The 18,631-nt window shown below is 68.5% G+C and carries 15 protein-coding genes; 4 read left to right on the top strand and 11 right to left on the bottom strand.

All coding sequences use genetic code 11. The annotated features are described in order from the left end of the window. Positions 1-53: 53 nt before the first annotated feature. The 6 genes from L0C25_RS17985 to L0C25_RS17960 all read right to left on the bottom strand — a co-directional run bounded on the left by L0C25_RS17985 (position 54) and on the right by L0C25_RS17960 (position 7,296). Positions 54-575 (bottom strand): gluconokinase, encoded by a 522-nt coding sequence (locus L0C25_RS17985; RefSeq protein ID WP_271633095.1) that lies wholly within the window; start codon positions 573-575, stop codon positions 54-56. An 85-nt stretch (positions 576-660) separates the two neighbouring features. After that, the gene (gene ffh, locus L0C25_RS17980; protein ID WP_271633094.1) at positions 661-2,220 is read right to left on the bottom strand and encodes a signal recognition particle protein; all 1,560 of its coding nucleotides are present in this window, start codon (positions 2,218-2,220) and stop codon (positions 661-663) included. A gap of 212 nt (positions 2,221-2,432) precedes the next feature. Then, a complete protein-coding gene (locus L0C25_RS17975) occupies positions 2,433-3,311 on the bottom strand; it encodes a calcium-binding protein (protein ID WP_271633093.1) in 879 nt (292 codons plus the stop codon). Positions 3,312-3,380: 69 nt separating this feature from the next. Continuing rightward, positions 3,381-5,651, bottom strand: a complete 2,271-nt coding sequence (locus tag L0C25_RS17970; RefSeq protein ID WP_271636857.1) for a [protein-PII] uridylyltransferase — start codon at positions 5,649-5,651, stop codon at positions 3,381-3,383. 5 nt (positions 5,652-5,656) lie between these two features. Continuing rightward, on the bottom strand, positions 5,657-5,995 hold the full coding sequence (locus L0C25_RS17965; RefSeq protein WP_271633091.1) for a P-II family nitrogen regulator: 339 nt from the start codon (positions 5,993-5,995) through the stop codon (positions 5,657-5,659). Next, the gene (locus tag L0C25_RS17960) at positions 5,992-7,296 is read right to left on the bottom strand and encodes an ammonium transporter (RefSeq protein ID WP_271633090.1); all 1,305 of its coding nucleotides are present in this window, start codon (positions 7,294-7,296) and stop codon (positions 5,992-5,994) included. Before L0C25_RS17960 ends, L0C25_RS17965 begins: the two co-directional genes overlap by 4 nt. Before the next feature lie 245 nt (positions 7,297-7,541). Here L0C25_RS17960 and L0C25_RS17955 point away from each other — a divergent pair, with 245 nt between their 5' ends. After that, positions 7,542-9,440 (top strand): penicillin-binding transpeptidase domain-containing protein, encoded by a 1,899-nt coding sequence (locus L0C25_RS17955; protein WP_271633089.1) that lies wholly within the window; start codon positions 7,542-7,544, stop codon positions 9,438-9,440. Between the two features lie 91 nt (positions 9,441-9,531). Here the strand turns inward: L0C25_RS17955 and ftsY are convergent, their stop codons facing one another. Next, the gene (ftsY, locus tag L0C25_RS17950; RefSeq protein ID WP_271636856.1) at positions 9,532-10,653 is read right to left on the bottom strand and encodes a signal recognition particle-docking protein FtsY; all 1,122 of its coding nucleotides are present in this window, start codon (positions 10,651-10,653) and stop codon (positions 9,532-9,534) included. A gap of 153 nt (positions 10,654-10,806) precedes the next feature. Here ftsY and L0C25_RS17945 point away from each other — a divergent pair, with 153 nt between their 5' ends. Then, positions 10,807-11,157, top strand: coding sequence for an SPW repeat domain-containing protein (locus tag L0C25_RS17945; protein WP_271633088.1), 351 nt, complete (start codon positions 10,807-10,809; stop codon positions 11,155-11,157). A 63-nt stretch (positions 11,158-11,220) separates the two neighbouring features. Here the strand turns inward: L0C25_RS17945 and L0C25_RS17940 are convergent, their stop codons facing one another. The 4 genes from L0C25_RS17940 to L0C25_RS17925 all read right to left on the bottom strand — a co-directional run bounded on the left by L0C25_RS17940 (position 11,221) and on the right by L0C25_RS17925 (position 15,583). Then, entirely contained in the window at positions 11,221-12,129 is a 909-nt protein-coding gene (locus L0C25_RS17940) for a glycine betaine ABC transporter substrate-binding protein (protein WP_271633087.1), read from the bottom strand. A gap of 137 nt (positions 12,130-12,266) precedes the next feature. Further along, complete coding sequence (locus tag L0C25_RS17935) at positions 12,267-13,241, bottom strand: ABC transporter permease (protein ID WP_271633086.1); 975 nt, start codon at positions 13,239-13,241, stop codon at positions 12,267-12,269. Continuing rightward, a complete protein-coding gene (locus L0C25_RS17930) occupies positions 13,241-14,467 on the bottom strand; it encodes a quaternary amine ABC transporter ATP-binding protein (RefSeq protein WP_271633085.1) in 1,227 nt (408 codons plus the stop codon). Before L0C25_RS17930 ends, L0C25_RS17935 begins: the two co-directional genes overlap by 1 nt. 195 nt (positions 14,468-14,662) lie before the next feature. Next, entirely contained in the window at positions 14,663-15,583 is a 921-nt protein-coding gene (locus L0C25_RS17925) for a LysR family transcriptional regulator (RefSeq protein WP_271633084.1), read from the bottom strand. Positions 15,584-15,655: 72 nt separating this feature from the next. Here L0C25_RS17925 and L0C25_RS17920 point away from each other — a divergent pair, with 72 nt between their 5' ends. Together L0C25_RS17920 and L0C25_RS17915 are read left to right on the top strand one after the other, a co-directional pair. Further along, positions 15,656-16,114: a cupin domain-containing protein gene (locus tag L0C25_RS17920; protein WP_271633083.1), complete on the top strand. Its 459-nt coding sequence runs from the start codon at positions 15,656-15,658 to the stop codon at positions 16,112-16,114. A gap of 454 nt (positions 16,115-16,568) precedes the next feature. Next, entirely contained in the window at positions 16,569-18,611 is a 2,043-nt protein-coding gene (locus tag L0C25_RS17915) for an oxidoreductase (RefSeq protein WP_271633082.1), read from the top strand. Positions 18,612-18,631: the final 20 nt, after the last annotated feature.

Here is an 18,631-nt window from a genome sequence, read left to right as displayed (position 1 = left end):
TACGCTCCGCCGGACAGCGGACACAGGGTCATCGGATCGGCGCAGGTCGTCGCTCAGTGCGATCGCCCGGTTGTGTCCAAGAACTCGTCCACGATCGCGTCGGGCGTCATCGTCAGGTCGATCGCGGCGCCGGGCTCATCGGGCTCAAGCGGTTCGAGCGTGGCGAGTTGCGAGTCGATCAACGACGGCGGCATGAAGTGGTGCTTGCGGCGCGCGATCCGCGCCCGGATCACGTCCGAGTCTCCGTCGAGATGGAGGAAGCGTACGGACGGAGCGGCATCGACGAGAACGTCACGGTACGCGCGTTTGAGCGCGGAGCAGCTCACCACTCCACCGAGATCCGTCCGCTCGTCCAGCCACTTCCCGATCGCCGCCAACCACGGCCAGCGGTCATCGTCGGTCAGGGGTACGCCGCCGCTCATCTTGTCGATGTTCGCCTGCGGGTGGAATGCGTCGGCATCGGCGTACTCGACACCGAACCGCGCGGCGAGCTTCTCTCCAACCGTGGTCTTGCCGACGGCGGAAACTCCCATCACGACGACGAGCGGCGCGGGCGTGCGGTTGCGTTCTGGCATGGGGGCACCGTACCGCGGGGTCGATGTGGCATCGGTCCAATCCTATTGGACCGATGCCACATCGACCCAAGCCGCCCGACGCCCACTAGAGCAGGTCGCGGAGCTCCTTGGGGAGCTCGAAGTCGGTCGCGGCGTCCTTGTCGGCCCCGGCGGGAAGACCGAACGGTGACTCTGCGGGCGCCTCCTGCTGCTTGTTCGCCGCGGCCTTCTGGTCCGCCGCCCGCTTGGCCGGGTTGCCGGACCCGCGGCGCCCCTTGCTCTTGACCTTCTTCGGCTGGCGCCCCTTGGAGCGCTTGCCCCCGCCGACGCCCGGCATGCCGGGCATCCCAGGCATGCCGCCGCCCTTGGCCATCTGCTGCATCATCTTGCGGGCCTCGAAGAACCGGTCGACCAGGCTGTTGACGTCGCTGACCTGCGTACCGGAACCCTTCGAGATGCGGGCCCGGCGGGAGCCGTCGATCACCTTCGGGTTGTCCCGCTCGGCGGGGGTCATCGACAAGATGATGGCCTGGATGCGGTCGATCTCGCGCTCGTCGAAGTCGGCGATCTGGTCCTTGAACTGGCCCATACCGGGCAACATGCCGAAGATCTTCGACATCGAGCCCATCTTGCGTACGGCCTGCATCTGCTGCAGGAAGTCGTCGAGGGTGAAGTCGCCGCTCTTGCCCTGCAGCTTGGCGGCGGCCTTCGCGGCCTCGTCGGCGTCGAACGCCTTCTCGGCCTGCTCGATCAGCGTCATCATGTCGCCGAGGTCGAGGATGCGCGAGGCCATCCGGTCGGGGTGGAACACGTCGAAGTCGGTGAGCTTCTCGCCGTTCGACGCGAACATCACCTGCTTGCCGGTGACCGAGGCGACCGACAGGGCCGCGCCGCCGCGCGCGTCGCCGTCGAGCTTGGAGAGGACGACTCCGCTGAAGCCGACGCCGTCGAGGAACGCCTGCGCGGTCGTGACGGCGTCCTGGCCGATCATCGCGTCGACGACGAACAGAGTCTCGTCGGGGTTGACCGCGTCACGGATGTCCGCGGCCTGCTTCATCAGCTCCTCGTCGATGCCGAGGCGGCCGGCGGTGTCGACGATGACGACGTCGTGGAGCGTACGCCGGGCCTCGTCGATCGAGTCGCGGGCAACCTTCACCGGGTCACCGACGCCGTTGCCCGGCTCCGGCGCGAACACCGTGACACCGGCCTGCTCGCCGACGATCTGCAGCTGGTTGACGGCGTTCGGACGCTGCAGGTCGGAGGCGACGAGCATCGGAGAGTTGCCTTGGTCCTTGAGCCAGCGGCCGAGCTTGCCGGCGAGCGTGGTCTTGCCCGCGCCCTGGAGGCCGGCGAGCATGATGACCGTCGGCGGCCTCTTGGCGAACTGCAACCGTCGGGTCTCACCGCCGAGGATGCCGACGAGCTCCTCGTTGACGATCTTGATGACCTGCTGGGCGGGGTTCAGCGCCTGGCTGACCTCCGCGCCGCGGGCGCGCTCCTTGACCGCCGCAATGAACTCCTTGACCACGGGGAGGGCGACGTCGGCCTCGAGCAGCGCGATCCTGATCTCGCGCGCGGTCGCGTCGATATCGGACTCGGAGAGGCGGCCCTTGCCACGGAGGTTCTTGAACGTGGCCTGCAGCCGGTCTTGCAGCGTGTCGAACAACGGGTTGGTCCTTGTGGTCGCGCGGCTGGTGCCGCATCGGTCGTGGCGAGCCGCGGCGGCTCACACATCTGTCCAGCCTAACGGCTCGGGCGTACGTACCCCACGGCAGACGTACGTGCGGGCGGGCGCATGTGAAGAGTTCGGTGCGAACTCCACCATCGAACGGCACCCGCGTAGTGCAATTCGCACCGAACTCTCCAGTGGCGGACGGGTCAGGCCTCGCAGTGCCTGGGCTGCTCGATGCGTACGCACCGATCGTCGCCGGGGCCTCCGTCGCCACGGTCGGCACCACGACCTCCGTTGAGCAGGTCGTCTCCCCGACCGGCGCTGACGACGTCCGCACCGCCGCCGCTCTTGACGAAGTCGCGGCCCGGCCCCGTGAAGATGCGATCCGTGGCGCTACCGCCGAAGACCCGGTCGCGACCCCCTCGCGCGTAGAAGCGATTGTCGCCGTCGCCGAGCGCGCTGATGAGGTTTGCGCCCGCCGTACCGACCACCACGTTCCGCCCGGGGCCGACTCCGGCATCGCGTACCGAGTACAGGCGATCGTGCCCGCGACCGTTGGCGACGCCACGCGCCAGGTCGATCCGGATATCGCGCGGGCCGCGCTCGAGGATCTGGTCGCGACCGGGGCCGCCGTAGAACACGTCGTCGCCAAGGCCGCCCGAGAAGACGTCGCCCCCGGCATCGCCGTGCATGACGTCGGCGCCCCGGCCGCCGTCCATGCAGTTCTGTCCGCGGCCACCGAACGACCGGTCATCGCCCAGACCACCGTGCACACAGGAATCCGACGAGTTCGCGAACGAGTCCTCGCCCGGCCCTCCGTGCAGGTCGCCGAACCCGCAGATCACGTCGTCGCCCTTCCCGGCGTGCACCTTCGCCTCGGGACCCTGCCAGCGCGGTCGCACGACGATCACGTCCCGCTCGTCGGTGCCGCTCGTCGACCCGTCGCCGTGCTCGACGACGATCGTCGCGGTCTCGCCCTGGCAGGTCGGCGCACCTGCGCTCGAGTGCTCGGCGGAGGCCGACGAGGTCAGTCCGGAGATCAGCACAACGACAGCACCGGCGATGACCATCGAGTACGTACGCATCTCGCTTCCGCCCTTCGTCGCGGCAGGCAGGTGCCGCGCACAAGGTGCAAAGCGTCGCACGTGACGCGCTCAGCCGCCACCGAGCGCCGTACGCAGGCCGGTGGCGAGCGACTCCATCGCTTCGTCGTCGAGTGGCTCCCCGTCGCCGCCCACGACGTAGAACACGTTGTCGGCCTGCGGCCCGATGGTCGTCGCGTGCGTCGAGCGGATCGTGTGCCCCTGCCCCGCGATCACCCGGCAGCAGACCCACAGCAGCCCCCGGTCGTCGTCGGCGCGCACCTCCACCAGGCTCGAGGTCGCCGACTGGTCGCGCAGCACGGTCACGACCGGTACGGGCCGGTCCGGATCGGCGGCGTACCCGAGCCGGTCCGCGACGTCGACCTGGCCGTCCAGCACCCGGCGCAGCAGCGGCTCGAGGCGGCCGATGTCGACGTCGTCTCCGGCGACCTCCCACAGCGTCGACGCAACGTCGTCGCCACCCGTACGCGCCGACCGCACGCGCAGCCCCGCAAGTGCCATACCGGCGGCGAGCTCGGCGAGGAGGCCGGGACGATCAGGGGCGACGATGGACAGCAGCGCACCGGCGTGGTGGTCGATCCGGCGTACGACGACGGGCCGCCCGTCGAGGGCGACCGGGTCGAATTCCCAACCCGAGTACTCCTCCGGGTCGGGCGAGACCGTGCTCGCGTCGAGCACCTCGTGGGTCTTGCGGACGAGCCCGCGTACGAGTCCCGCCCGCCAGCTCGTCCACGCCGTCGGCCCGGTCGCGGTCGCATCGGCCTCGGTCAGGGCGGCGAGGAGGTCGAGCGTCTCGCGATCTCCGATGATCTCGGCGATCCGCTCGGCCGTCGCCGGGTCCTCGATATCGCGTCGGGTCGCCGCCGTCGGGAGCAGCAGGTGGCGGCGTACGAGGGTCGCGACGCGATCGGCGTCGGTCGCCGAGAAGCCCCACCGCAACGCGATGTCACGCGCGATCGGCGCACCGACGACGCTGTGGTCGCCGCGCTGCCCCTTGCCGATGTCGTGCAGCAGCGCGGCGACCACGAGCAGGTCGGGTCGACGCACCTGGCGTACGAGTCCGGACGCGTTGACCGCCGTCTGCACGCTGTGCCGGTCGATCGTGTACGTGTGAACCGGCGATGACGAACCGCGCAGCCGGATCGCCCCCCACTCCGGCAGCCACCCGTCGACGACGCCCGCGATGTCGAGCTCCTCCCAGACCGGAACGAGCTCCGGACCGCTCGCGAGCAGCCCCACCATCAGGTCGCGCGTCGTACGCTGCCACGGCGTCGACGCGACGAGACCGTCGCGGGCGCACCTCGCGGCGACGCTGGGCGCCAGGATGTGGCGCCGCGTCGCAGCCGCAACCGCGGCGCGCAGCGGCAGATCGGGGTCACGCGACGGCCGCGCGTCCCTGGTGAGCACCACCTCGCCCTCGAGCAGGCCGACGCCCTGGTCGAGGCGGATGATCTTCGGCCCGGTAGGCGACCTGGTGCGTTTGGCGTGCGGCCGGAGTACGCCGTCGATGCGTCGCCACGCGAGCTGAGCCAGGTGCGCCGTACGCCAGCCGAGGCCGCGTACGTGCAGGTCGAGAGCATCGGCCTCCAGCTCGAGCGCCGCCGCGACGTCAGGCATCAGGTCACGGCTCAGCCGGTCGGTACGACGCCCCGTGACCTCGTGCAGGGCGTCGCGTACGTCGAGCAACGACCGCCGGAGCGGCTCGGTCTCGTGCCGCGGTACGTCGATGAGCCACGTCGACACCAACGCCCGCATCACGACCCCGTCGCGCAGGCCCCCTCCCGAGTCCTTGAGATCGGGTACGGCTGCGTGCGCCAGCCAGCCCGCCCGGTCGATCCGGGCGTTGCAGGCGGCGCGTAGCTCCGGCAGCCGCGTCCTGGCATCGCGACGCCAGGCGGCGAGCACCGACGAGCGCAGCGACTGAACCAAGGAGATGTCTCCCGCGACTCCCCGCGCGTCGAGCATGCCCGTCGCCGTGCGTACGTCGACCACGGCCGCGTCGTGCATCGCGGACGTGCTCCGCACCGCGTGGTCGAGGAGCACGCCGTCGTCCCACAGCGGGTACCAGACTTTCTCGGCCGCCGCCGCGACCGTCTCCGACGGCATCCGCGGATCATGCAGGAGGACGACGTCGACGTCACTTGCCGGCGACAGCTCGGAACGCCCGTACCCGCCGACCGCGACGAGCGCCAGGCCGCAACCGTTCTCGGGCGACAGCCCGGCGCTCGTGGCGGCGGCGTCGAAGAGCTCACGCAACCGCGCGTCCATTCGAAGCGCCCGATCGACCCGGGCAGCGGCTCGGTCGGGACGCTCCTGGACCAGCTCGATCAGATCGCCTCTCCGTCGACCTCTCCGGTACGCACACGCACGACCGACTCGAGCGGAGAGACCCAGATCTTGCCGTCGCCGATCTTGCCCGTCTGGGCGGACTTCACCACGACGTTGACGACGTCATCCTCCTCGCCGTCCTCGACGGCGATCTCGACGCGCAACTTCGGCACCAGGGCGACGTCGTACTCCGCCCCCCGGTAGACCTCGGTGTGCCCCTTCTGTCGGCCGTAGCCGCTGGCTTCTGTGACGGTCATACCGCTGACGCCGAATGTCTCCAGCGCCTCTCGTACGTCTTCCCATTTGTGCGGTTTGATGACTGCTGTCACGAGCTTCATACGATCGCTCCTTCGGATGCCCGCTGTGTCACCTTAGCCGACGGACCTGACACGCTCCGCGACCCCGAGGCGCTGACGAAGTCGTACGCCGACTCTCCGTGCTCGCTCACGTCGATACCCTCGGCCTCGTCGTCGGGATCGATGCGCCAGCCCAGGGTGAGCTTCAGCGCGCCACCGACGACCAGGGTGACGACCGCGGAGAACCCGACGGCGACCAGCGCGATGATGGCCTGGACGGCGAGCTGGCGCCCGCCGTCGCCGTACAGCAGGCCACCGTCCAGCGCGAGGAAGCCGATGCCTATCGTGCCGACGAGCCCGCCGACCAGGTGCACTCCGACGACGTCGAGCGAGTCGTCGTACCCGAAGCGGTACTTGAGCCCGACCGCGAACGCACACAGCACGCCCGCCACCAGACCGAGGGCGATCGAGCCGACCGGGCTCAGGCTGCCGCACGCCGGGGTGATCGCGACGAGTCCTGCGACGATTCCCGATGCGGCGCCGAGGCTGGTCGCCTTGCCGTCGCGCAGCTTCTCCAGCAGCAGCCAGCCGAGCATCGCGGCCGACGTCGCCACCGTGGTGTTGACCCAGACCAGGCCGGTTTCGCCGACGAAGTTCGCGGCGAACGCGTTGCCCGTCGCAGACGGTACGAAGGACCCGACGTTGAAGCCGAACCAGCCGAACCACAGCAGGCCGGCTCCCAGCATCGTCAGCGGCAGGTTGTGCGGACGCATCGGCTCCTTGCCGAAGCCCCTGCGTACACCGATCAGCAGCGCGAGTACGAGGCCGGCGACGCCCGCATTGATGTGCACGACCGTGCCGCCCGCGTAGTCGATCGGCGCCGCTATGTCGGCGAACGGCCCGTCGGCACTGAGCAGGCCGCCGCCCCACACCATGTGCGCGAGCGGGAAGTACGCGAGCGTCACCCAGACGGCGGCGAACACCAACCAGGTCGAGAACCTCGCGCGATCGGCGATCGCACCGCTGATCAGTGCCGTGGTGATGATCGCGAACGTCACCTGGAACGCGATCGAGATGTAGTCGCCGTCAGCAACGCCCTCGAGGCCGAACAGCTCGAAGGGGTTGGCGAACAGGCCGCCGACGTCCTCACTGCCGTACGACATCGACCAGCCCCACAGCACGTACACCACGGGGACGACGGCGAGCACGCCGAACGACATCATCATCATGTTGAGCACGGACTTCGCCCGCGTCATCCCCCCGTAGAACAAGGCAAGCCCCGGCGTCATCAGCAAGACGAGCGCAGCCGAGGTCAGTACCCATGCGGCATGGCCGGTATCCATGGAACCTCCAGTTTCAGAGGTCGCGCGGTGAAGGCGAGACCTCCGTGCAGTTCGAATCGACGCCGGGCGAACCGCGCTGTCCGGATCGGCGCATAGGCCTCATCGTCGGGTAGCGGCGTTTCGGTTCTCGTCCGCCGATGTTTCGGGCAGATGACGGATCCGGGCCGGTGTTTCGTCCGCGTGTCGGCGCGTCGCCGCTGTGTGGCCGGGTCTCGCCGCTTGGCCCGGCCTGCTTGACTACGGCCATGCTTCGTTCAGATTCGCGCGTACGTGCCCTGGCCGTCGCTTGCGCTCTCCTCGCCTGTGTCGGCGGGCTGGCAGCCTGCAGCGACGACTCGGACGAGTCCGACCCCAAGCCCGCGGCCGAAGGCCTCGCCACCGCCGTCTCCGACGGCGATGTCGGCAGCCTGACCTTCTCCGGCACATCGGGCGACGACGCGCAGGCGGACTTCAAGAACGTCATGTCCGGCATGGGCGACTACACCCCCGACGTCTCGGTCGGCGACGTCAGCGAGGACGGCGATACCGCGACCGCGATACTCGACGTGTCGTGGGCGCTGGGAGAGTCCGGGTCGGATGCGCAGTGGTCGTACGAGACCGAGGCGACGCTGCAACGCGACGGCGACAAGTGGCAGCCCGAGTGGGATCGCGCGCTCATCGCGCCAGACCTCAAGCAGGGCGAGCATCTGAGCCTCACGGGAGACACTGCCGATCGCGGCGAGATCCTCGACCGAAACAGGCAGCCGATCGTCAAGGAGCGCCCGGTCGTACGCATGGGGCTCGACAAGCTGCACATGGACAAGCCGCAGGTGCCCGGGTCGGCCAGGCAGCTCGCGCAGCTGCTCGACATCGATGTCGCCGGCTACGTCGCGGAGGCCAAGGCGGCCGGACCCGACGCGTTCGTCGAGGCGATCGTGCTGCGCAAGGTCGACGCCCGCGACGTCGACGCAGGGGCGTACGAGCGGATCAAGGGCGCTGTCCAGATCGCCGACACGATGTCCCTGGCGCCGACGAGCGACTTCGCGGAGCCGATTCTCGGCTCCGTCGGTGAGGCAACGGCCGAGCTGATCAAGGATTCGGACGGTGAGCTCGCACCGGGAGACATCACCGGACTCTCGGGGCTGCAGCAGCGGTACGACGAGCAGCTGCGCGGACAGCAGGGCCTGCTCGTCGAAGCGGTGAGTAAGTCGGGCAAGGACCGCAAGCTGTACGCGACCAAGCCGACGGCCGGCAAGCCCTTGAAGACGACGCTCGACGTCAATGCGCAAGCCGACGCCGAGGACGCCCTGAGCGATGTCTCGTCGCCGAGCGCGCTGGTGGCCATCCAGCCGTCGAGCGGTGACATCCTCGCGGCGGCCAGCGGGCCGGGCAGCGAGGGCTACTCCACCGCCACCGTCGGGCAGTACGCGCCGGGCTCGACGTTCAAGGTCGTGACCAGCCTGGCGATGCTGCGCAACGGCTACTCCCCCGACGACACGCTGACCTGCTCCCCGACGGTCGACGTGAACGGCAAGTCGTTCAAGAACTACGACGACTACCCGTCGTCGGCGCTCGGGCAGATCCCCATGCGTACGGCCATCGCCCAGTCGTGCAACACGGCGCTGATCGGCGAGCAGGCCGACGTACCGCAGGATGCGCTGGCCGACGCGGCGGCGTCGCTCGGGCTCGGCGAGGACCACGACACGGGGTTCTCGAGCTACTTCGGATCGGTGCCGTCCGATGCCCCGACGACCGAGCACGCCGCATCGATGATCGGCCAGGGCAAGGTGCAGGCGTCGCCGATGGCGATGGCGGTCGTCGCAGCGTCGGTCGAGAGCGGCGAGACGGTCGTACCGAGCCTGGTGACGAGCCATCAGGCCGAGAAGGCAGCGCCCGACGTACCGCTCGACAAGGGAGAGGCGAAGCAGCTACGCGAGCTGATGCTCGGCGTCGTACGCGACGGCAGCGGGTCGTTCCTCGCCGACCTACCGGGTAAACCGATCGGCGCGAAGACGGGCACGGCGGAGTACGGCGACGCGACGCACACGCACGCATGGATGATCGCGTTCCAGGGCGACCTCGCGGTCGCGGTGTTCGTCGAGGACGGCGAGTCGGGATCGGGAACCGCCGGCCCGATCCTGGAGCAGTTCCTCCGCCAACGGTGAGGAGAGGATCCTGGCCCCGTGAGGAGAGGATTGTGGTCGCGCGACCCGGCCAGAAGTCTCTCCTCACGGGGCCAGGATCCTCTCCTCAGCGTTAGTCGAGGAGGGCGTCGACGAAGTCCTCGGGTACGAACGGCGCGAGGTCGTCGGCGCCCTCGCCCAGGCCGACGAGCTTGACGGGTACGCCGAGCTCGCGCTGGACGGCGATCACGATGCCGCCCTTCGCGGTGCCGTCGAGCTTGGTGAGTACGACGCCGGTCACGTCGACCACCTCGGAGAAGACCCGGGCCTGCACGAGTCCGTTCTGTCCGGTCGTCGCGTCGATGACCAGCAGCACCTCGGACACCGGCGCCTGCTTCTCGATGACCCGCTTGACCTTGCCGAGCTCGTCCATCAACCCCGACTTGGTGTGGAGTCGGCCGGCCGTGTCGACGAGGACCGTGTCGAGGCCCTCGTCGCTACCGCGCTTGACGGCCTCGAACGCCACGCTCGCCGGGTCCCCGCCCTCGGGCCCGCGTACCGTCTCGCAGCCGACGCGCTCACCCCAGGTCTGCAGCTGGTCGGCGGCGGCGGCCCGGAACGTGTCGGCGGCCGCCAGCAGCACGGTCTGCTCCTCGGCTACGAGAACCCGCGCGATGCGGCCGACGGTCGTCGTCTTGCCGGTGCCGTTGACGCCGACCACGAGCACGACGCCCGGCGCTCCGGCGGCGCCGCCGGCGTTGAGCGTACGGTCGAGCGACGGGTCGACCAGCGAGACGAGCTCCTCGCGCAGGATGCCGCGCGCCTGCTCCGGGTCGTTGACCCCGTCTACTCGCAGCCGCGTGCGAAGGTGCTCGACGAGCTCCTGGGTCGGCTCGACACCGACGTCCGCGGCGATCAGGGTGTCTTCGATCTCGTCCCACGTGTCGTCGTCGAGCTTGTCGCGCGCGATCAGCGCGAGCAGCCCGCGGCCGAGCGAGCCCTGCGACCGCGCGAGCCGGGCACGCAGGCGCTGCATCCGCCCAGCCGCTGGTTCGGGCTTCTCGAGCTCCGGGGCGGCCGGCTCCTCCTCGACCACGGCAGGTTCGGCGCTCGCCGGAGGGGCCTCGACGCGCGGCGCCGTCCGCTCGGCCGGCGGCGCCTCCGTGCCCCCGCGCCCGCGTACGAAGAGCAGGGCGCCGACGGCGAGGATCAGCAGGACAACGGCGATCAGTACGTAGATCAGCGCGGAATCAATCACAACCGGAGAGCCTATCGGTCCGTCAGCGGGGCATGCCCGGCGCTGTCGAGGGTCACGCGCGGTGACCGGGGAATAGCCGGATATCCGTTGCGTGTTGAAACTAAATGGTCGACTGGTTGGCGATCGACCTCTGAGGTGTTGGAGGTTGTCATGAAATCCTGGATCCGATGGCAGGACTGGGTCGCGCTCATCGCGGGGGCTTACCTCGCCCTGGCGACCATCTGGGTAGGTACCAGCGACGGGGCGATGGCCACGATGATCGTGCTCGGTGCCCTGCTCGTCATTGCTTCGCTGTGGTCACTGGCCATGCCGACGTCGATGAGCGGCGAGTCCGCACATGTCGTACTCGGCGTCGTCACGTTCATCTCCCCCTGGGTGATCGGCTTCGCCGATCTCGACGGACCGTCGTGGACGTCCTGGGTCGTCGGCGTGATCGCCGTCGCCGTGGGACTCGCGGCGCTACCGGAGATCCGACACCAGGCCGCGCCAACGACGCAGTGAGTTGCCGATCAGAACAGCACAAGGGCCCCGGCGTTTGCCGGGGCCCTTCTGCGTGAGAGGAAGTCAGCCCTGAAGGGTCTTCGCCCAGTCCGGGTTGGCCTTCAGCCATTCATCGATGGCCTTAGCCGGGTCGTCCGCGTACTTGTTCGCGACCAGGTCCTCGAGCGAGCCGTACTGCTCGTCGTCCATCTTGGCCTTGCCGATCATGTCGGCGATCTCCGGGTAGTCGTCGCTGAAACCGGACCGAGCCAGGACGTGCAGCCCCTCCGGATCGCCGAGCGCACCCTTCGGGTCTTCCAGGTCCTTGACCGGGAAGGCCGTGTTGGCCCAGAACGGACGCCACAACGTGACCAGGAGGTCTTCCTTGGCGTCGGTGGCCTTCTTCAGCTCGGCCAGCATCGCGGTCGTCGACGACGTTTGCAGTTCGTAGTCGTCCAGGCCGTACTCCGGAATCACGGAGTCCTTGACGACGCCGGTCAGACCCGCGCCCGCCTCGATGCCGGTGATCGTACTGTCGAACATGTCGGCATTGTCGGCGAGCTCGTCGATCGAGTCGATGTCGGTGTAGGTCGGCACGGCCAGCGTGAGCTTCGCGTTGTCGTACCAGGTGTCGAGATCCTCCAGATCATCCTGGTACTGGTCCCAGTACTGCTTCTGGGTCACCTCCGGCCAGCCGGACGCCATCATGTCGATGTCGCCCTTGGCGACGGCGGCGTACATCGGACCGTTGTCCGGAATCGACTTGATCTCGACGTTGTAGCCGTCCGCCTCGAGGAGGTTCTTCCACATGTAGCCCATCGAGGTGTAGTCGGTCCACCCTTCGATGATGCCGACGGTGATGTCCTTGTCGCCGCTGCCGCCGCCTGAGCCGCCGCTATCACTGTCATCATCACCGCACGCGGCGAGCGCCGTGACGAGCCCGAGCGCCATCGCGGCCGCGACGAGTCTCCTTCGCACGTTCATCGTTTTCATGGGTCGTCCCTTCTCGTTCGTGCAGCTCACCCGCACGGCATCATCCGTCCCCGAGCTATCGTCTCTCGTCGCGAGGGCGGTTCGTTGTACCTTCATCCGATCGTTGTGGGCCGAGACCCGATTGTTGTGAACGGGGCCTAAACGGGCGCACCCTCTCGCTCGGCAGCGCCCTCTGCGACGTCCTCGGTGTCGCGCTCCGTTCGCCGACCGCCGACGCGACCGTACAGCTCGCGGATGCGACCGCGGCCCGGGCTCGTGTTGCCAGCGGCCGCGGTCACCCGATCGAGGAAGATCGCGAGGATGACCACCGAGAACCCTGCCTCGAAGCCGAGCCCGATCTGGATCTGGGTGATCGCGGCGATGACCTCGCCGCCGAGGCCTCCGGCGCCGACGAAGCCCGCCATGACCGCCATCGACAACGCCAGCATGATGACTTGGTTGACGCCGGCCATCACCGTAGGCATAGCAAGCGGCAACTGCACCTCCCGCAATATCTGACGCGGGGTGGCACCGAACGCGTGCCCGGCCTCGACCACCTCGGCATCGACCTGACGAATGCCGAGCTCGGTGAGCCGAACCCCGGGCGGTAGCGCGAAGATGATCGTGGCCACGATGCCCGCGGGGATGCCGATGCTGAACAGCACGACGGCCGGGATCAGCCAGAACATGGCCGGCATGGTCTGCATCAGGTCCAAGATCGGCCGTATCGCGCTGCTGAACCCGTCCCAGCGCGCGGCCATTATGCCAAGCGGGATGCCGATCAACAGACATATCAGCGCGGCGACGACGATCAACGCGAGCGTGTTCATCGCATTATCCCATTGCTCCATCGAGATGATCAGGGCCATCCCGAGGAAGGTGCCGATGCCCAGCTTCCAGTCGCGGGCCAGCCACGCCAGCAGGGCGAACACTGCTGCCATGACCAGTGGCTCAGGGGCCGTGAGCAGGTCGATGAGGTCAGTGACGATGCTGTCTACCCGATCCGAGAACCAGCCGAGTGCGTCGCCCAAATGTTCGGTGATCCAGTCGTTCGCCTCCTCGACCCACTCGCCGACGGGAATCCGTGGAACGCCGTCGACTCGGTCGTCCCACCAGTCCGCTGCCGTTGCCATCAGCCCTCGCCTCCTGCGGTAGCAAGCTCAGGAGTCGCGTCTCCATTGGAGGGTGCGACGCTGCCGAGCGCACTCAGCAAGGTCACCCGCGCGATCACGCCGAGAAGTCGTTGGTCACCATCGACCACTGCGAGCGGCGCCGTCGCCTCTGCCGACGCTGCGAACAGGTCCGCTACAGCCGTGTCGGGCGGGACCGTCGCCGCCCCCTCCATCACGCCGGTGAGGTCGTTACGGCCCGCCGAAACGCCATCGGCCGCCGCCGACTCCGTGACCACACCCCGCAGCCTCCGAGACGCGTCGACGACCATCACCGCGGACAGCTGGTTCTCGCGAATGAGCTTGTGCGCCGCGCGGGGGCCCTGCTCGGGACCGATAACAGCCACGGGCTTCTCCATCACGGACTCGGCGGTGAGTACGCGCGTACGGTCGACATCTTGGATGAACTGGGCGACGTAGTCGGTCGCAGGATCGTTCAGGATGTCCTCGGCCGTGCCCTGCTGGACGATCCGGCCATCGCGCATCATCGCGATCCGGTCGCCGAGACGCATCGCCTCGTTGAGGTCGTGGGTGATGAACAGGATCGTCTTGTCCAGCTTGTCTTGCAACTCGACCAACTGGTCCTGCATCTCGCGGCGGATCAACGGGTCGAGGGCGCTGAACGCCTCGTCCATCAGCATCACCTCGGTCTCCGCCGCGAGTGCCCGCGCCAGGCCGACGCGTTGCCGCATGCCGCCCGAGAGTTCGCCCGGGAGGTAGTTGCCCCAACCGCCGAGGCCGACCATCTCGAGTGCCTCTTCGCCCCTACGCTCGCGGTCGGCCCGGTTGATGCCGCGGATCTTCAGTCCGTACGCGGCGTTCTCGCCGACCGTACGGTGCGGCAATAGCGCAAAATGCTGGAAGACCATGCTGATCTTCTCGCGGCGTACCTCTCGCACACCGGCCGGATTCAGCTTGGTGAGGTTCTCTCCCGCGACCTCGACGGTGCCGGCGGTCGGCTCCCAGAGGCCGTTCGCCATCCGGATCAATGTCGACTTACCGGACCCGGACAGACCCATCACGACGAAGATCTCGCCGCTGTCGACGCTGAACGACGCATCGATCACGGCCGCGGTGAGGCCCTCCTCACGCAGCTTCTCGCGACCCTCGCCGTTCTCGAGACGTTCCACGGCGCGCTGCGGTCGACGTCCGAAGACCTTGTAGACGTCCGCGAACTCGATCAATGACACGTGTCCGGTCACACCTTCCGGCGGAATCGGACACCGGCTCGGACACCGGTGCCCTTGGCTACGACACCGAACGGGGCCCGCAGGGTGTCCGTTCTCCCTCAATGTCGCGACCAGCAACTTAACATTCCCTCAGGTCCGGAACTGCCCGGATGCCCATACCGCTCCCGACAATTGTCTGGATCGTGACCCAATCGGCTATCGGGACGCGGTCGCACCGGAGCGATCGGCGATCTCGCGCAGCTCCGCGAGGGCCTCGGCGATGATCGGTTGACGGAGACTGCCACGGCGTACGCCGGTGAGCACATGTCGCGACGGTGTGGGATCGCCACGTAGAGGCACCCGGGCGATCCGGTAGTCGTCCGGCAGCCGCGCGAGACGCGGCACGAGCGCCACGCCGAGACCCGCGGCGACGAGCGCGGCTCCCGTGTCCCACTCGGCAGACTGATGCGCCTCCGAAGGCGAGAACCCCGCCGCAGCACAGGCCGTCAACACCAGCTGGCGATGCGGTCGGCCGGGGCGGTCCAGGATCCACGGCTCGTCGGCCGCCTCGCTCAGCGGGACCGACTCCTTCCCCGCGAGCGGATGGCCGACCGGTACCAGCAGATCGAGCGGGTCGTCGAACAAGGACTGCTGCTCGAACCGCGGATCGGATCGCGGGGGCAGTGACGACGTGGCAACCACGACACCGAGATCGGCCTTGTCTGCAACGAGAAGGTCGAAGCACTCCTCGGGGTCGGCCTCGATGATGTGCACCGCGCATTGCGGATGGCGTTCGACCACCCGCACCGCCAGCTCCGGCAGCAGGGCCGCGGCCGCAGTAGAGAACCCACAGAGTCGCAGCGTGCCGGAGCGCTCCTCGTCGACCGCCGCGAGCTCACCGCGAATCGCCTCCCACCGCTCGAAGAGCTCGTCGGTGTGCTCGAGCAGTACGCGCGCGGCGGGAGTCAGACGTACGCCCCTCCCGTCGTGCTCGAGCAGGGTGACGCCGAGGTCGTGGGCAAGGCTGCGCAGCTGGTGCGACACGGCCGACGGCGTGTAGTCGAGGGCGGCCGCGGCCGCTGTCACCGTGCCCTGTGCGGCGAGGACACGGAGCACATGGAGCCTCCGGTCGATCATGCAACTATTTTGCACGGAAGCGTGGTCAAACGTGCGCTTATCGTTCGGATTCGCCCGGCTCACACTGACGTCATGGACATCAAGCACGGAACACCCACGTCAGAAGAAGACACGCGAACCGGGCAGGTCGTCTCGGCCGACGAGCATCCGATGGTCGACCTGTCCGACCCCAATGCCGAGGCCTGGATCGCCGCCGGGGGCGATCCGCGCGATCAGGGCCGCATGGTCGAGCTGTTCTCGCGCGAGCTGACCGGCGCGACCGACCTCATGGTCGGCCTCGCGTGGTTCGACCCGGGACAAGTCCACCTGCTCCACCACCATCCGTACGCCGACGAGTGGTACTACGTGATCACGGGCTCGGCCGACTTCACGATCGGCGACGAGCAGCTGCGGGGCAGACCCGGCACCGGGCTCTACATCCCGGCCGGCACGCGCCACCGGATCCACAACGACCAATCGCAGGCTCTCCAGATCGCCTGGGGATTCAACCGTCCGAGCCTGATGGACGTCGGGATCGTCTGGGAGGAGTAGGAGGGTGGGTGTCCGGTGCGCTTCGGCTGGGAAAGACGCGGAAGCGACCTTTCGGGCCGCGTTGTCTCGCGGCTGGACTTTCGCATACGGGCGGCATCCCGCCGCTTCGGCTCGCGTACGCTGCCGACTTCCGTCGTCACACGGTTACCAGCGGGCATGGCAAACGGTCACTTTGCATGGGGTGTACCCCATGCAAAGTGACCGTTTGCCATACTCAGTGGACCCGACGGCCCGAGACCATCCGAAAGGGTCTGCCGGAAGCAAACCGCCACCCGTAGGCACTTTCTCCGTCGCCCGCGTCTTTCCCCAGCCACAACGCGCGGAGAGCCGACAACGAACCGAGCCGAAGTGGCGAGCCGTCGACCGCACCGGCGGCGACTGTGCAATCGCCTTGCACGGATTCATTGCCAAACGTTTGCTATTCGTCAGGAGTCATCGCGCGCACACTGATGCCATGCGCGCCATCGATCCGCTGCTCGAGCCGTTCCAGCTCAGGTCGCTGACCCTGCGCAACCGTGTCGTCAGCACGTCGCACGAGCCCGCGTACGCCGAGGACGGACTCCCCAAGGACCGCTACCGGCTGTACCACAGCGAGAAGGCGCGCGGCGGCGTCGGCCTCACCATGATCGGCGGATCCGCGATCGTCTCCCCCGACAGCCCGCCCGCCTTCGGAAACCTGCAGCTCTACCGCGACGACATCGTCCCGTGGCTTCGCCGGCTGGCCGACGACGTGCACGAGAACGGCGCCGCCGTGATGACCCAGATCACCCACCTGGGCAGGCGTACGAGCAACTACGCCGGCGACTGGCTCCCGGTCGTCTACCCGTCGGCACTACGGGAACCCGCGCACCGAGCATTCCCGAAGATCGCCGAGCACTGGGACCTCGACCGGATCGTCGGGCACTACGCCGAGGCCGCCACACGCTGTCGCGACGCCGGACTCGACGGAGTCGAGATCCAGTCCTACGGCCATCTGCACGACGCGTTCCTGTCGCCGGCGACGAACCGGCGAGACGACGGGCTGGGCGGCGCGCTCGAGCACCGGATGGCCTTCCCCCGTCGGGTGATCCAGGCGGTACGCGCGGCCGTCGGGCCCGACTTCGTCGTGGGCATTCGAATGTCGATGGACGAGGACCGACCCGACGGCCTCGAGCTCACCGAAGCACTCGCGGCGCTCCAGTCGTACGTCGCCGACGGCATCGACTTCCTCAGCATCATCAAGGGGACGATCGAGAGCGACGCGACGCTCGCCAAGGTGATCCCGTCGATGGGTACGCCCTCCGCACCGTTCCTCGAGTTCGCGGGCGAGGTCAGGCGCGCCGTGAGCGTCCCCGTCATGCATGCGTCACGCATCTCCGACGTCGCAACGGCCCGGCACGCGATCCGCGACGGACTGCTCGACCTGGTCGGCATGACGCGCCCGCAGCTCGCCGATCCGTACCTCGTGTCGAAGCTCGCGTCCGGCGACGAGGAGCGCATCCGGCCGTGTGTGGGCGCGAACTACTGCCTCGACGCCATCTACGAGTCCGGCGACGCGAAGTGCATCCACAACCCGGCCACCGGCCGCGAGCAGACGCTGACGCATGTCATCGAGCCGACCAGAGCCCAAGCACGTAAGGCCGTTGTCGTCGGCGCCGGTCCCGCCGGATTGGAAGCGGCCCGCGTACTAGGCGAACGCGGACACCACGTCGTACTCCTCGAAGCGGCCGATGTGCCCGGCGGACAGGTGCTGCTCGCGTCGTCGTCGCCCCGCCGACGCGACCTCATCGGCATCATCGACTGGCGCGTCGCGGAGGCGAAGCACGCCGGCGTTGAGTTCCGGTACGGCGTGTACGCGGATGCCGAGCAGGTGCGCGCCGAGAGTCCGGACCTGGTGATCGTCGCGACCGGCGGGCTCCCCAACCGGACGTTCCTCGGCGAGGGACAGGACCTCGTGCTCGACACCTGGGACGTCATGGACGGCGCGGCCAGGCCCGCCGGCATGGTCATCGTGTACGACGACAACGGCGCCGAGCCCGCCCTCGACGCGACGGAGATGCTCGCTCGAGGCGGTGCGCACGTCGAGTACGTCACGCCCGAACGAATCGTGGCTCCCCTGGTGGGGAGTATGAACTCGCCCGCGTACCTGGCGGCGTTCGACGAGCACGGCGTCGACGTCACGCTCGCGTACCGGCTGACCGCCGTTGCCAAGGCCGAGGGCGGCCGTCTCGCAGCGACACTGCGCAACGAGTACACCCGCAGCACGGTCGACCGGATCGTCGACCACGTCGTCGTCGAGCACGGCACGCTCCCCAACGACGAGCTGTACATGGACCTCGTCGCCGAGTCGACGAACCTCGGGGAGGTCGACCACGATGCGCTGCTGAGCGGGCGACCTCAGGACGTACGCACCAACCCGGCCGGTACCTACCAGCTGTTCCGCATCGGCGACGCCGTCGCCAGCCGCAACATCCATGCCGCCATCTACGACGCGCTGCGTCTCTGCCTCACCACCTGACCAACACATCGAGAGGAGAC

The organism is Solicola gregarius, assembly GCF_025790165.1.
Classification (GTDB): Bacteria; Actinomycetota; Actinomycetes; order Propionibacteriales; family Nocardioidaceae; genus Solicola; species Solicola gregarius.
The sequence above is the reverse complement of the archived record's forward strand: the minus strand, read 5'-3'. Positions and strand labels throughout refer to the sequence as shown.

Coding starts and splice junctions, on each gene's coding strand:
- L0C25_RS17985 (WP_271633095.1), bottom strand. CDS start 575: ATGCCAGAACGCAACCGCACGCCCGCGCCGCTCGTCGTCGTGATGGGA.
- L0C25_RS17975 (WP_271633093.1), bottom strand. CDS start 3,311: ATGCGTACGTACTCGATGGTCATCGCCGGTGCTGTCGTTGTGCTGATC.
- L0C25_RS17965 (WP_271633091.1), bottom strand. CDS start 5,995: ATGAAGCTCGTGACAGCAGTCATCAAACCGCACAAATGGGAAGACGTA.
- L0C25_RS17960 (WP_271633090.1), bottom strand. CDS start 7,296: ATGGATACCGGCCATGCCGCATGGGTACTGACCTCGGCTGCGCTCGTC.
- L0C25_RS17955 (WP_271633089.1), top strand. CDS start 7,542: ATGCTTCGTTCAGATTCGCGCGTACGTGCCCTGGCCGTCGCTTGCGCT.
- L0C25_RS17945 (WP_271633088.1), top strand. CDS start 10,807: ATGAAATCCTGGATCCGATGGCAGGACTGGGTCGCGCTCATCGCGGGG.
- L0C25_RS17940 (WP_271633087.1), bottom strand. CDS start 12,129: ATGAAAACGATGAACGTGCGAAGGAGACTCGTCGCGGCCGCGATGGCG.
- L0C25_RS17935 (WP_271633086.1), bottom strand. CDS start 13,241: ATGGCAACGGCAGCGGACTGGTGGGACGACCGAGTCGACGGCGTTCCA.
- L0C25_RS17925 (WP_271633084.1), bottom strand. CDS start 15,583: ATGATCGACCGGAGGCTCCATGTGCTCCGTGTCCTCGCCGCACAGGGC.
- L0C25_RS17920 (WP_271633083.1), top strand. CDS start 15,656: ATGGACATCAAGCACGGAACACCCACGTCAGAAGAAGACACGCGAACC.
- L0C25_RS17915 (WP_271633082.1), top strand. CDS start 16,569: ATGCGCGCCATCGATCCGCTGCTCGAGCCGTTCCAGCTCAGGTCGCTG.